We start from the raw sequence: 14,907 nt of genomic DNA, 5'->3' as shown, positions 1-14,907 counted from the left end.
CTAATCGATCCAACCTGGGTTCTGCACCAGGTTTACGTTCATCTGTATTTCTGAGGTCGGGATAGGCCATACGTTCAAAAAGTCACCCTTATAGCTATAATTCCCAACATTTGTCCCCCAAACCTGCTTACGTCCATTGCCTGCTTGAAACACCTTCTCTTTCCAGGTTCCCCAGCGCAATTCGTCAAAGTAATTGATTCCCTCATTCGGGAACTCAACCCGACGTTCATTACGAATACGCAGGCGTAAGTCTTCCTTCCCACCGACGGCAGTTGAAGCATTAGCATTTAAAAGTGCTACACCTGCACGCTGACGAACTTCGTTAACTTTTGCTATAGCTTCATTTAGTTTGCCCTCTTCATTCAAGGCCTCGGCCCACATCAATAAAATATCAGCATAGCGGAAAATCGGAAAATCGATAGGACCATAATTGCGATCCACAATCTCATTGACTCCTTCAGCGACAAATTTTCGATAGAAATAGAAGAAATTGATCTGTGTATCGCTCTGAATATCGCCGTCTACCTGTGCCTGCCCGCGAAATGGCCAGCGCATAAATTGAAGACTTTCAACATTCGTAAAATTATAGGCACCCCTAAAAGTCGAATAAGGCGTCACGACATTGGCCTGCAAACGGGGATCACGATTTTCATAGGCTTTTTTTATACGCTCCTCATTGCCTTGCGGTAGGTAAAGACTCATCTTTGCACCTCTCAACGTTGCAGCAGCTTTCTCGGCCTCCGTGAGATTGTTGCGCAGAAAAAACACCTCCCTTTCATTTTCGGTTAGACTGCTGTATCCTGGAATAATTTTATCCCATTCAAACTTAGAACCATCGTTATTTTCATAGAGATCGACCAAATGTGGTGAAGGCATGTAATAATTCCAGCCACGCGAATAGACCGAGGGCCAACCACAAAACAATTGCATATTATTTCCATAGCCTGATTCACTCCGATGCTGAATAGAAAAAATCATCTCAGGACACTGTTCATTAGCTTCTTTAAACAAAGCTTTATAATCTCCGAAGAGTGAGTGGCCAGCATCTTTTACTTTTTGAAAATCTGCCGAAGCTTTTGTCCAATCTTTTCGATAAAGATAAACTTTACCCCGTAAGGCATAAGCTGCCGCCTTTGTTGCATGGCCATAATTCGCATTCCCCGCAGGATAACGATCAGGAAAATTAGTTTCTGCGATACAATCGTTCAAATCAGCTAGGATTTGATTCCAGACATCATCTTCCGAACTACGTCCTTTGACGGCTTCGGCTGCAGTAAACGGCTCAAGGTAGATGGGTACCCCTTTGTAAAGCTGATTGAGCCGAAAATAAAAGTAAGCACGTAGAAATTTAGCTTCCGCAATATATTTCGCTTTCTTTTCTGCTGTAGAAGGTGACTTTAGGGGAATATTCTTTAAGGCATCGTTTGCTCGTTGAATACCTTCATATTGAATCTTCCAAACATTCACAAATAATGGATCGCCGGCGGTGATGGTACCTGTCAATAAGGGTTCATCAAAACGTGCCTGCCCAGTATAGGAGAAACGGTCAAACTGATAAAGTTCATAAGGTGAGATCAGTCCGCTATGCCCCATTAAGAGTCGAAAGGAACTATAGATCCCCGCAATCCCTAAATCAGTTAAATTGTCGGTTGTCCACATCGTTGCGGTGGAGACCGATGAATATGGGGAGGTATCCAAAAGATCTTTTTTGCAACCCAATATACTTGTTAGCAATACAATTGCTATTATTTTTTTCATCATTTTCATTGTCATTCGAATTAAAAGGTAAGATTCAAACCCAGTGAATATTGCCGCATTGAAGGGTAATTTGTTGTTGAACCTATCTCAGGATCTAAACCAGGATATTTCGTAAATGTCAGCAAGTTTTCACCCGCTAAATAGATCCGTAATTTTGCAATTGATAGACGGTTTGCCAAGCTTTCTGGAAGCGAATAACCCAATTGTAGGTTACGTAGTTTCACAAAAGAAGCGTTATACAAATAATAATCACTGGTACGTCCATTCTGTGCATCTGTCACTCCTTTTAAGCGTGGATAATAACCAGCTATCCGGTTGTTGGGATCGGAAGGATTTGCGGCATTATAATAGTAATGGTCATTTGCGACCAATGCCGGTACCGATTTTCCCTGCGCAACGATGGATGAATTGAGATAGAGTTCATTCCAGTAATACGACATACCTGAAGAAGCGGACCAAATCATGGATGCATCAAATCCTTTATAGGCCATATTGATACTGAGGCCGTAATTGAATGCTGGAGTTTCTCTTTTGCCCATAAACTTTTGATCATAGACGTTCCCGTAGATACCATCATCGTTCATATCCGAATAGATCAAGTCACCATACCATATCTTGGTAGGGTCTATGCCATCGGCAGGCTGAAATGAATAGCCAGCAGCGACCATAGCCTTCAACCATTCCATATCCTGTTCCGTCCGGATCATACCGTCGCGTGGCCCTCCATTTTTATCGACAGAACCATCCGCTAAAAAATGGCTTCCCGAACCTCGGTATACATTGTACAAGTAAAATTCATTGATTTCGTGCCCTTCTAAAATACGCTGGTTGACACCGTTGGAAACCATACCGATATTGGACTGGTAAACACGATTACCCGCCGCATCCGTTACATAGCCCTCCGACAATGCTCCTTTATATTTTTCCACCCGATTGGTATTGTAGGCAAAGTTGGCCGAAATTCCATAGTTAAAACCGTTGATTTTATTTTGGTATCCCAGCGTCAATTCAATCCCCCGCTTGCTAACTTCGGCAATATTCATGGTTGCTGCAGTAGCAGTTCCAGTTGTCGCCGGAATGGTCGGAACATATAAGATTCCATCGGTATAAGCACGGTAGGCATCAAATTCGACCGTTAATTTATTTTTCAATGCCGTGGCTGTAAAACCTACATTTGTTGTTGTGGTCGTTTCCCAGTGTAAAAGATCGTTTCCTAGTTTAGTCTGTGCCAAACCACGAACAGCCTGATTATTGAATGAATAGTTTACCGTACCATACGAGGGAAGATGATCGTAATTACCCGGAGAGGCATTATTTCCGGTTTTCCCCCACGAGGCCCTTATTCGCAAGTCATTCACAAAAGCTTTGAGTGGACTCATAAAAGATTCTTCCGAAATACGCCATCCCGCAGAGAATGCCGGAAAGAGCCCCCAGCGTTTGGCGGTTCCAAATCGAGATGATCCATCGTACCGTACCACCGCTTCCGCAAGGTATTTATTAGCGTAAGCATAATTTGCACGACCAAAAAAGGACCGCAAACCGTAGTCAAGCTCATCACCGGTAATGGAACTCATTGTCGTCGCCGAATTAAATGTTGTCAGGTCTGGATGCACAAGCCCAAGTTTGGCCGCTCCGATATTATATTGGTTAAAATACTGTTCATTATACCCCAAGATGCCGCCCACATCGTGTTTACCAAAAGATCCTGAATAACGCAATACATTATCAACGATCACATTGTAGCTCTTGGTTAACCCATACTGGGTGGTTATTTGTCCCGCAGACAGCGCCGCAGTACTTAATTTGTTGGTTGCAAAATTCCATTTCTCATAAGGCACCTGATGCGAATTCGTTTCGGTATAGGCATGGTTATAATTTACCCTGGATTCAAACTCCAAGCCTTTCATGAGATTTAACTTCGCAAATATTGTGGTATTGAATCGATTGACCTGGTTCTTTCCACCCATCCCATTTAGAAAAGCCAGGGCATTGTTTGCAGTAGCCGATTCTTCGGCCGCAGCCGGGAAACCATAGACCCCGTTGTAGAAAGGATAAACTCCTGGCACGGTTTGGGTCAGGTAAGAATATGCTGTGACCACATCGGCGACACTCAAATTCTGCATATCGCCAAAGGTCTGGGTACCCACAGTTAAAAACTTGGCAACTTTAGACTGTAAGTTAATACGCAGACGTATCTTGTCTGCTCCAGTTTCGGGCATCGTCCCCGGATTGTTGAAATAGCCCACTGAAAAGAGGTATTGCGTTTGCTCACTGCCACCATTTAGAGAAAGATTGTGATTTTGTAAAAGTTTGCGTTGTCCAAAAAGCACATCGCCCCAATTGGTATTTGGATAAGCGACTTCATTGGGAATACCAAATTCTGTTAACCCTGTTGGATTTTTCTTCGCTTCTTCCCAGAGGTTGATTGTTGCATCGGTATAAACAGCCGCTTGCCCTAAATTTTTGAAGCCTTCATTAACAAGGCGCATATGTTGTGCGTAATCGGTAATAAATTCGGGTACATTATTGGGGCGCAACAGCGAAACCATGCCCGTATAAGACACATTATTTTTTCCCTTGGCTCCCTTTTTTGTCGTAATTAAGATAACGCCATTCGACCCCAAGGATCCATAGATCGCTGCTGTTGCCGCATCTTTTAAAATCGAAATTGACTCCACATCATTGGGATTAACGGCATCCATAGATCCGACAATACCATCGATCACAACCAAGGGAGACGTATTGTTTAAAGTTCCTTTTCCACGAATCAGTATACTAGCACCGTCTGCACCTGGTTTTCCGGTTGCGGCCTGTACGTTAACGCCCGCCGCGAGTCCAGCCAATGAAGAGCTAAGTGTGGAGGTTGACCTATTCTCTACCGAACTGCCGTTCACGGTTGATACGGCACCAATTACATTTGCGCGTTTCTGGCTTCCATACCCTACGACGACCACCTCATCCAGACCACTTACCTCCTCCTGAAGTACAATGGTTAATTCATCATTTCCAGTGACACTTTTTTCCAAACGTTGATAGCCTATGTTTGAAAATACCAAAGTGCCATTTGCCGCCGGTAACTGAATTGTAAACCTGCCATCCTGGTCCGTGACCGTAGAAATATTAGCTCCCTTCACTGTAATGGTGGTTCCTACCAGGGCTTGTCCTTTGCCATTAACGACTTTACCAGCAATGCTCCGCTGCTGGACTTCTTTGCGTTCGGTATTTGGCAGATTTCTCTTGGGTTTTATCACGATCACCTCATCTTTTTTGATCCACTCCAGATCCAAAGGTGCTACGATAGCATTTAATGCATCTTCCAATTTGGCATGCTGTATATTGACTGACAAACGTGCCTGAGCCAATGACTTGCCGGTTAAGAAAAAATTAACACCACTCTGTTTTTGGATATCGCGCATCACCTGATTTAAGGTAACATGCTTTGCGGTTAAGTTTATGGTCTGCGCATTTCCCTCTGCAAACAGCTGCATCGCGGTCAGTAAAGAAATGAGTACGATCAATTTCATAATCAGTATACTTCGTAAAGTTAAACTCCACGGGTGTAGCCTAACAAATGGATAAAAAATCATATGTTTGTACGGTTTGTATGTTATTTATAAATGGTTATCAAAAATTTGCCTTTGGGCAACACTTGTAAGTATATGCATCCAATTCAAGGCAGTGCCCCCCAGCACTGCCCTTTTTGTTTTGCTTATACCCTTTTCCGGATTAAGTGGAATCCATGATCATTTCTTTTTTCATCTTTATTTAGGGTTTTAATTACAACGGTCTAACATATAGGATATTCTTTTCATCGCTTTTGCTCAGCTCAAAACGCAACCCACCTTCTTCCAATACGTCAAGTACGTCGCGGAGCGGCTTGCTTCGTTTTATACGACCATAGAAATGTGTTTGCGGTACCTCGCCTTTATACTTCACTTCGACATTATACCAGCGACCAATCTGCTGCAGTGCATCCGAAAGCGGTGTTTCGTCAAAATAAAACAAACCTTCTTTCCAAGCGGTAAAGGGTGCTGTATCCACATTTGCGAGCTGTATTTTTCCGTTATTGGTATTGGTCGATTGCTGGCCTGGCAGCAGGTATATCGCTTCTGAATATCGTTTATCGTTCGATAATTTAACCTTCCCATTGACTAAAGTCGTTTTAATCGCTGTATTATCGGGATAAGCATTGACGTTAAAGGCAGTCCCGAGCACCTCAATTTCCTGTCCTTTACTCAGCACTTTGAAAGGTCGTGCGCTATCTTTCGTCACTTCAAAAAAGGCCTCGCCTTCCAAACGAACTCTTCGTTCATTTTTGGCAAAGCTCATCGGATATTTTAGCGAAGAGCCCGCATTGAGCCATACTTTTGTGCCATCGGGTAAAGTAACCTGGTATATCCCCCCTAGCGGAGTGGCTAACTCCAATACAACCTTACTTGGATCTGCCGCCATCCCCTGTTTATCTAATGCCGCAGCAGCGATAGACTTTCCATTTTCGTAGGTAATACTTTCTCCCATCACAATTCCCGATGCCTGTTTATCGAGTTCTAAAAGTGTGCCGTTCGCTAAACGAAGGGTAGCACTGTTTCCACCAGGCTTTACAACAACACCCGTTGTGTCTTGCATCCTCACGAGGTTAATGTCTGCCTGAACAGGACTGGTCTGTTGCTGCCATAATAGCATTGTAAAAATAAAGAGCAACAGGCAAGCCGCCGCAGCCCAATAGGGCCAAACGATTGAAAACTTAGGTTTATCGCGCTCCTCTGTGCCTTGCTGAATTTGCTTTTTGATATTTCCGAGCACTATTTTTTGCCTGGATTCACTCATTTTCCCTGCAGCAGAAGGCTGAAGCAAACTAGCGACTATAGCCTGATCGATGGCATCCTGATCCCCGATGTCGGTAGCAGAAAGCGCATGCTGTAGCCATTCGATCTCCTCAAGCGAACAGTTCCCTTCTTTATATTTTTGAAGTAATTGGTCTATTTTAGATTTATTGGTCTCCACTGAGCTGTATTTTTAATAGTAAATACACACTTCGTAGCATAAAGGTCTGCTCCGGAAAAAAAAATAATTTGCAGCATGTAGAAAATTAATTTGCAGCATGTAGAAGCAGAATCATTAGTAGGGCCGAGAAGCCATTGTCCTGCAATGCACCATGTCGGATAAATTTATTTGCTTTAACAATATGGTCACGAACAGTAGCAATAGAAATATCCATTTCTTCGGCAATCTCCTTATAGCTTTTACCTTCAAGCTTAGATAACCTAAATATTTTTTGGCGTTGTTTGGGCAATCTGCTCAACAAGTCTTCTACCAGGACCATGGCCTCCTTGGAATCGAGCACCTTATCAATGGTATTTTCAGATTCCAATGCGCCATAGGCGAGCTGGACTTCAGATTCCATCTCCAATTTCAGGCGTCGTTTGAAATTAAATGTGATGTTACGCGAACAGGTAAAAAGAAATGCTGCAAAAGATTGTTCAGGATCTATTTTTGACCTATTTTCCCAGATACGCAGAAAAACATCCTGAAGTAAATCTTCGGCACTAGTTTCATTTTTCAGAAACTTAAGGATATTGGCATAGATAATCTGGCTATAACGATGGTACAAGATATCAAAAGCCTGCATATCTCCATGATGGAGTTGGCACAAGAGTTCCTTCTCAGGCAGATTTTGATTGATGTCCATAATTGATTATTCTAGCCATGAAGTTAATTACTTCGCTGCAATAATTCAAATGAAATTTCTGAACACCAGTAAACTTATGTTATTTTTTTCTTAATTTGCAGTAGCTAATCCCCCCATAGCGATCAAACCAATCGATAAACGTATCCATTTAGAACCATGCAAAATTTCATATATCTATTTTTTGGCTTACAGGCCCAAACCACTCAATTTTTAAAAATAGGATTGACCTTGTTTATAGTCTGCCTATTTATTTGGCCTTCACATAGTCATGCACAATCCTTAATGCACCCAATTACCCAGGTCAATTATGTAAAATCACAAATCAACAAAAAATCCGAACCTGTATATACTGCATACACGCAGTTGATTAGGCTGGCCGATTCTCTTTTATTGACTGACCATCATGCTGTTGAAGATTTTAGTGTACCCGGCTTTTACAGCGATAAAGAAGGCCAACGTGCTATGGCAAAAAAGCTCCATGCGGATGCTTTTGCTGCCTATTGTACGGCCTTGGCCTATACCTTAAACGGGGAGCAAAAATATGCATCCAAGGCCTTATATTTCATTAACTCCTGGGCCACAATCAATAAAAAATACAGTCAGTTTGACGGACCAGTTGTGCTTTCTTATGCGGGAGCCGGATTGATGATTGCTGCCGAATTACTTAAAAACGATCCCCTTTGGGCGAAGAAAGATCGTGATCATTTTAAGGTCTGGACCATCGATGTCTTTCAAAAAGCGACACATTTCTTACGCGAAAAATCCAATAATATTGCGGATTGGGCGAGGTTTGCGAATCTACTTTCGGCAAACTTTCTTGATGACCAAAAAGAGCTTTCTTTTACAATAGCCTTAATCAAGGCTGATCTCTTTGAAAAGATCGCAGCTGACGGTCATCTTATTGAGGAAGTAAAACGGGGTGAGAAAGGTTTATGGTACACCTACTTTTCATTAGCACCATTGACAGCCTCCATGTGGTGCATACACAATGCCACCGGAGAAAACCTATTTACCGCCACGAAGGACGGAAAATCGGTCACGCAGGCCCTTGACTATTTATATTATTACAATCAACATCCAACTGAATGGCCTTGGTTTAAAAATCCGGACGTTGACATCCTGGACCGGACAGCAGGAGTTTGGCCCTCCAATCTCTTTGCGGCCATGAAGGATATTTATCATACATCGAAATTTGATCCTTATCTTTCAATGTACCGTCCAATAGTTTACAAAAAAAATCATTTTGCGTGGACTTTCCCCACACTAATGCCAGCACACTTGCACCTCGAAAATAAGACCAAGTAGCGAAGTATAAAGCGATCCTTGTCTTATCAAGGATCGCTTTAATGGCAAAAATCCAGCTCTTATCTCTTAAATGCAGAAATACCGATTTCCTGAAACTCCAACTTTTTATCTCCCACGATACGCAGCTTGGTTATCGGCTTGTTCGGAAAAAATAAACTGGTCATTACCGTTAGCCCCTCGTCTGCAAAAAGTTCCACAGAGCTCACATCAACATACAAACTGAAAGAAAGTGCTCCCTTATTTAGCAACCGTTGTGCCAAAGCCGTCTTTGGAAATTCTCCATTAAAAGACACTTCACCGGACTTAGAACGATCGATATAATAGGCATTTTGATCTTCACGATAACCAATAACCAATTCGTCGCCATATTCATTCGATAAGATGACTTTAAAAGCCTGCCGTTTCAAATCTTTAAGGTCCAAACGGTACGCTTGTGGGAGATGTTGCTCGAACGAAACTTCCTTCGTTCCACCGCCATGGTATTTTTTTAGCGGACGAAATGCGGTTTCAATTTCTTTGGGCACAGTACTCGCAACGTAGAATGACTGTCCAACTTTTCCTAAAGTTAAAACACGAGGTATGGTTGAGGAAGAACGCCATTTTGTGGTAGGAACCACATTGGCATATTGCCAGTTGCTCATCCAGCCAATCATCAGGTGCCTATCCCCTAGGTTACTCCAGGTTACGCCAGCATAGTTATCGGGTCCCCAATCCAACCACTTTATTTTAGTATCCGTTGTTCGGAACTGATGCCCATCAAAGTCACCCACAAAATATTGTGTCACCGAGCCACCGTTGGGTCCACCTGGATTGATGCTCACCAGCAAAACCCATTTTGTAGCTCCTTTGTAATCCATGGGGATAAGATCAGGGCATTCCCAGACACCGCCATGGGCACCCACCTCTTTGCCAAACTCACTTTCCTTCTGCCATGTTTTCAAATCTTTGGAAGAATAGAAAGTAATACAATCTTTTGTAGCCAAGGTCATAATCCAACGCTGGCTATGCACATGCCACATCACCTTTGGATCTCTGAAATCCCATATACCAGGGTTTGGCAATACCGGATTGCCTTTATACTTTGTCCAGGTAAGGCCCTTGTCCAAACTATAAGCCAAACTTTGATTTTGATGCAATCCTGTTTTTCGATCCTCTTCCTGATGATTGTGATGGGTAAAAATGGCGACCATAGCACCTTTTCCAAAACCTGCCGTGTTATCTTTATCGATTACAGCACTTCCAGAGAAAATAGTCCCCAAACTATCGGGGTACAATGCGATCTTCTGCTCGTCCCAATGGATTAAATCTTTACTGATCGCATGGCCCCAATGCATAGGCCCCCAAACGGGTTTTTCGGGATTATGCTGAAAAAAAAGATGATAATTACCGTTCAGATAAACCAGTCCATTGGGATCGTTCATCCAGCCCTGCTGTGGGGTAAAATGGTAAAGTGGGCGATACTTCTCTTCGGGATCCCCTTGTTTATGCTGTCCCGTCTGTGCCAGACTTGTACCAAAAACACCTAGCAGGAGCATTAAAACACCGTATTTCTTTAATCTTATCATTTTTCTTTTGTTTACATTTCTAATTAGGTTATTGTTCGCTTCAATAGGCAAATATCGTCTCAATTGTCAGGAAGATTTTTCGATTTTCAACCCATTCACTTTTACTGTTCCTTGATCCGCGAAAATAGTCCAAGGGTTTTGATCCATTTTATAGATCCGGTTGGTAAAAGCAACACGATCATTCACATATACGATACCAATCGATTTTTCAATAATAATTTTCACGTTAAAAATCCGGTTGGTCGGTACTGTAAGTGGCGTAAAATTGAGTTCTGTTTTGTTTCCGCCGCCATCGCGTGCCTCCTTGTTCATAAACAGTGCCGGCATATTCCAACGATTGGATGAAGTCAGATCAAAAGCAATGCTATACACTTCGGTCGGATCATCACATGCGCCAAATGAAAAACCAAATTTGCTGGATTGGGAAGCATCAATGGTCATGGTCACTTTCACGGATGAAGTGTTCCGGTTAAATTGTGCATAACTTCTTCCGCCCGATTGCGCTGTCAAACTATAGGTTTTATTCGATTCGGAAACTTGACCAACATCGCTCAGTTTTTCAAAGGCGACTTCCTTATTGAATTTACTGTTTAGGGCTTCCGGAATTTTAGGATATAAACGCCCTGAAGCTCCCTGAACCAACTGGTGTGAAATTAAATTTCCAGACCAGGGCAGTTCGTTGTTATTATTTACTGTTTGCCCGGTTGAACACCATCCCGAAAGATAACGTGTCGTACCGTCGCTAGCCGTTTTGCCCGCATAGAGATAGCGGCCGTCGAAGGTTTCATGATGTCCTTCGCTATCCCGACAGATCGTCCAGGGGCCATCCGGGGAATCCGCAACACGATAAAATGTCTTGCGATGTTCATCCCGGTTGATCCGCGAAAACAAGAGATACCATTTATTGCCCATTTTAAATAGGTCCGGGCATTCCAATAGTTCTGCATCTGTTTCGATTCCATATTTCTCCACTGTCCCTGTGGTCGCAACGAGCGGTTCAATCATAGACCAACTGCTTAAATCTGTCGACTGATAACGTGCCAGCGTTCCTTTTCCGTCTTTTCGTGTCGTGACTAACATGACGTAGGCATTGCGGCCTTCATCCCAATAAACCTGTGGATCACGAAAATTATTTTGATCATAGCCCGCTGCAGCCTGCAGCGCCATTGCTGGTTGCTTTGTCCAATTCATTAAATCAGTTGACGTAGCCAACATAATCTTTTCCGCAGGCGTAAAAACATTGTTATGCCCCGTATAGAAACAGTAATACAATGTTCCTTTTTTAATAAAACTTCCTGTTCCGATCCATTCATCCTGACTCCCCACAGCACCCGACGACAAGACTTCGGTATAGCCCTCAAATGTTCCATAGTCACTTGTCCGCGTACTATAAATCGGATGCCTGTTGGCATTTTCATACAGATAAAACAAGTAGAACTTGTTATCGTTGGCATTGTAGTAAGGCATGGGATCGCCCACAAACCCCTGCTGGGGTCTGTAGAACCTTTGATAGGGGCCCGCCTCCTGCCCCGAAATACAAGCCGTAGAACTATCCACAGGCAGTATTTCCATGGGCCTATCCAGCCCTGTCGAACTCTCGTCCCCATTCTTGCAACTTGTCAACAAGCTTAGCAAGAATACTGTCGGAAGCAAATATATCTTTGGTCTCATGATCTAAATCTTTCTATTAATCCCTGATTAGCTATCATTTTTGCTTTTATAATAACTTGTTTTGTTTGTATTCGATTACTCTTTAGGTAATGCCTTCAATTCGTCCCAGTACATCCGTTGGGTAGGAAATGCCACGGGCTGTCCATTAGGATGCTCATGTGGCATTACCAGTATATTGTTAATGATAGCCTTTCTTCCGGCAGGAATCTGAAAAACCAATTCTTGCCACTCACCGACATGATCTTTCGAATAATTGGCACGCAACCAATCTTTATTCTGTTCGCCATCCGATTGAATTTCCAATTGCACATCACCAGCTACATCTTTCAATACCATCATCGAGAAACGCCCGTATTCTGCCGGATTGATCGTCACTTTATTTGCATTCCAGAGCGCTCCACCGTGCCAGCCTTCACCAGTTTTATTGTCCCGTACAAAAGACGCACAGAAGGGTGTTGCATTAATTCCAGTGGTTTTCGGATTGGGATAAGGTGAATCTACCGTAGTCACCCCTAACCCGTCGAAATGTGGAACGCTGGTTTCACCATTATAAATCATAAAAATTTGTTTGGGTTCTGTACCCAATAGGGCAGTTACCGTGTATTGGAAAGTTTGCCCCATATACGCAAGGCTGTATTTTATGGGAGAACTTAAATCTACGGGCCCACTCTGATTGGGCGTTATGCTTGCTCCGGCTGTAAATTCTAACGCAGGTGATAGGTTCTTTAGGTCTGTCCCCAGGGGTAGGTAAATTTTAATGCTTTTATTTTTCTGATCAATGATCCCTGATTTTTCTCCGATGCGGAATGCCGTTATTTCTGCTTTGATTTCTTTGACGGTTACTTGGTAGGTATTAAATAGATTACCATTAAAAACGCGGTAAGTAATCGGTGTTGTGCCAGAAAATGAAAAATTCTGGGCGATGCCTGAAGCTGGAGCAACCTTTGCATTGCTGGGCAATTCAATTGTCGGAGCCACCGCCGAAAGATCTGTACCTTCAGGAACCATGACAAGAATGGTACCTTTTGCCTGATCTACTTTCCCAATGGTATTGCCGACCTTGAAAGAAAGTATATCTACATCTGCACTCAAATTGAGTGTACTCTCAGCATCACGCTTGCAGGCCGCGAAAAGCCCGATAAGTAGGATAGTAACCCCTACTTTTATATAATTGTTTAATGTGTTCATTGGAATAATTGGTTATACTAATCGTTCAACAATAAATGCCTATTTAATAGCCTGGATTTTGTTTGTACAGATACTTACTTAATCTGATCTGTGCTTCGGGAATCGGTAGATATTCATTCCTATCTGCTGTAAAATGTGCCGAGGAATAATAAGATCGACGTGACTTTTCTACATCATAATAGGCATTCATGGCCTGGTCTGCAATTCCCCAACGTACCAGATCAAAGAATCTTCCATTTTCCATCGCAAGCTCCAAACGTCTTTCCCAACGTAACGCCTTCCGGGCATTTTCTTCGGTCCATACAATATTATCTCCATTTTTGTACGTTTCGATCAGCGTTTTATCATTTGCATATCCCGTAAGTGAGGTGCTATTTTTTGCGCGCCTACGCACTTGATTGATCAATGGCAGTGCTTCAATCGAACGATGCAGCTCGATAAGCGCCTCTGCCCGCATCAACAGCACATCGGCAAAGCGCAATACAATTCGATTCTTTGTATTCGCATAGAAGGGTACCATGGGGACAAAACAATCACAGTCGGGATCAACATTTTCTTTTAACGAGGCGTAAACAGCATACTCCGCCGGATTACGATTCCAGCTTTCTTCGTATGTTCTTTTGCTACTATACTTGTACGGTAAGCCCGGAATTGCAACTGTATGGAATAACCTCGGGTCGTACTTCTCGGAGGTATTAAAGCTATTCAACGCATTATAATTATCCAGTGGTAGACCTTTACCCGTTGTGCGAAACGCATTGACAAGGCTTTGACTCGGTTTATTGAAATCACAACAGCCCAGCCCCATAGGTACAGATAGTACATCAGAAAAGTTAACACGCCCAAATTTTGTCCCGTCATCTTTTGAAAACTGAACTGAAAAGAGCGCTTCTGTCCCATTTTCATACTTGCCCGGCAAGAAGTTAAATGCAAAGTCGGTTTCCAGCGTATGGTTCGATGAAAGCACAATATCCGTATTTTGTACAACCTTTTCCAAATCTCCCGCATCGATACCCGTCACCATATTACGTTCGGCATTGTCTTGACGGTATCCCTTATACAGGTAGGCTTTGGCGAGATAAGCCGCAGCGGCGATACGATTGGCCCGACCGACCTCCGTTTGCACAGCAGGAAGATGATCTACCGCATACTGAAAATCCGCTACAATCTTTTGCCATAATGCATCGTTGCTTAGGGCTCTATTCGATACGGTTTCATAGCTGTCTACTGGTACATTTTCATCGATATAAGGCACATATTTGAAAAGGATCTTGAGCATAAAGTAAAAATGCCCCCGAAGAAAGCGTGCTTCACCCAGTTTTTCTTCCTTCCCATCGAAATTATCCATTTCCTGTATGGTCTTGATTGTTGTATTGGCACGCGAAATTGCAACGTACAATTGAAACCACAATTTATCCAACTCCGCGAAATTGGTTGTAATGTTATTTGAGACCTCAAGAAAATGAAAGGTCTGGATATCCTGTGGTCCCGATCCGCCTTTATATGCATCGTCCGACCGAACCGTACCATAGGGCCATAAGCTAAAAGGGACATCATAATGATCATTGCCCAAAGCGGCATAGGTCGCTGTCAATAATCGTTCTGGCTCCTTAACCTGATCGGAGCTCAGCACACCATTGGGTGTTTGATCCAAAAATTTGGTACATCCTGGAAGTAGTCCAGCAAGAACCATAAGTATCGCTATTTTAGTGGTTATTTTTTTCATCCGTA

General features: G+C 42.9%; 9 protein-coding genes. 1 reads left to right on the top strand and 8 read right to left on the bottom strand.

What is annotated here, in order from left to right:
* From B4N43_RS01760 to B4N43_RS01745, 4 genes are all read right to left on the bottom strand, one after another.
* Positions 1–1,761: a RagB/SusD family nutrient uptake outer membrane protein gene (locus B4N43_RS01760; protein ID WP_232475706.1), complete on the bottom strand. Its 1,761-nt coding sequence runs from the start codon at positions 1,759–1,761 to the stop codon at positions 1–3.
* Positions 1,762–1,778: 17 nt separating this feature from the next.
* Positions 1,779–5,282 carry a SusC/RagA family TonB-linked outer membrane protein gene (locus B4N43_RS01755; RefSeq protein ID WP_157698395.1) on the bottom strand — a complete coding sequence of 1,168 codons (3,504 nt, stop codon included), beginning with the start codon at positions 5,280–5,282 and terminating at the stop codon, positions 1,779–1,781.
* Between the two features lie 253 nt (positions 5,283–5,535).
* A complete protein-coding gene (locus B4N43_RS01750) occupies positions 5,536–6,762 on the bottom strand; it encodes a FecR family protein (RefSeq protein WP_088160629.1) in 1,227 nt (408 codons plus the stop codon).
* A gap of 85 nt (positions 6,763–6,847) precedes the next feature.
* Positions 6,848–7,447 carry an RNA polymerase sigma-70 factor gene (locus tag B4N43_RS01745; RefSeq protein WP_075991620.1) on the bottom strand — a complete coding sequence of 200 codons (600 nt, stop codon included), beginning with the start codon at positions 7,445–7,447 and terminating at the stop codon, positions 6,848–6,850.
* Between the two features lie 156 nt (positions 7,448–7,603).
* On the opposite strand from B4N43_RS01745, the gene B4N43_RS01740 reads away from it, so the two are divergent.
* Positions 7,604–8,752: an alginate lyase family protein gene (locus tag B4N43_RS01740; RefSeq protein ID WP_088160628.1), complete on the top strand. Its 1,149-nt coding sequence runs from the start codon at positions 7,604–7,606 to the stop codon at positions 8,750–8,752.
* A gap of 59 nt (positions 8,753–8,811) precedes the next feature.
* Here the strand turns inward: B4N43_RS01740 and B4N43_RS01735 are convergent, their stop codons facing one another.
* From B4N43_RS01735 to B4N43_RS01720, 4 genes are all read right to left on the bottom strand, one after another.
* The gene (locus B4N43_RS01735; RefSeq protein WP_198386052.1) at positions 8,812–10,317 is read right to left on the bottom strand and encodes a glycoside hydrolase family 32 protein; all 1,506 of its coding nucleotides are present in this window, start codon (positions 10,315–10,317) and stop codon (positions 8,812–8,814) included.
* Between the two features lie 66 nt (positions 10,318–10,383).
* Positions 10,384–11,988, bottom strand: coding sequence for a glycoside hydrolase family 32 protein (locus B4N43_RS01730; protein WP_088160627.1), 1,605 nt, complete (start codon positions 11,986–11,988; stop codon positions 10,384–10,386).
* 75 nt (positions 11,989–12,063) lie between these two features.
* Positions 12,064–13,176: a hypothetical protein gene (locus B4N43_RS01725; protein ID WP_088160626.1), complete on the bottom strand. Its 1,113-nt coding sequence runs from the start codon at positions 13,174–13,176 to the stop codon at positions 12,064–12,066.
* Positions 13,177–13,219: 43 nt separating this feature from the next.
* On the bottom strand, positions 13,220–14,902 hold the full coding sequence (locus B4N43_RS01720) for a RagB/SusD family nutrient uptake outer membrane protein (protein WP_088160625.1): 1,683 nt from the start codon (positions 14,900–14,902) through the stop codon (positions 13,220–13,222).
* Between the last annotated feature and the right edge of the window lie 5 nt (positions 14,903–14,907).

The organism is Sphingobacterium sp. UBA1897, from assembly GCF_002337775.1.
Classification (GTDB): Bacteria; Bacteroidota; Bacteroidia; order Sphingobacteriales; family Sphingobacteriaceae; genus Sphingobacterium; species Sphingobacterium siyangense.
This window is presented reverse-complemented; position numbering and strand designations above follow the sequence as displayed.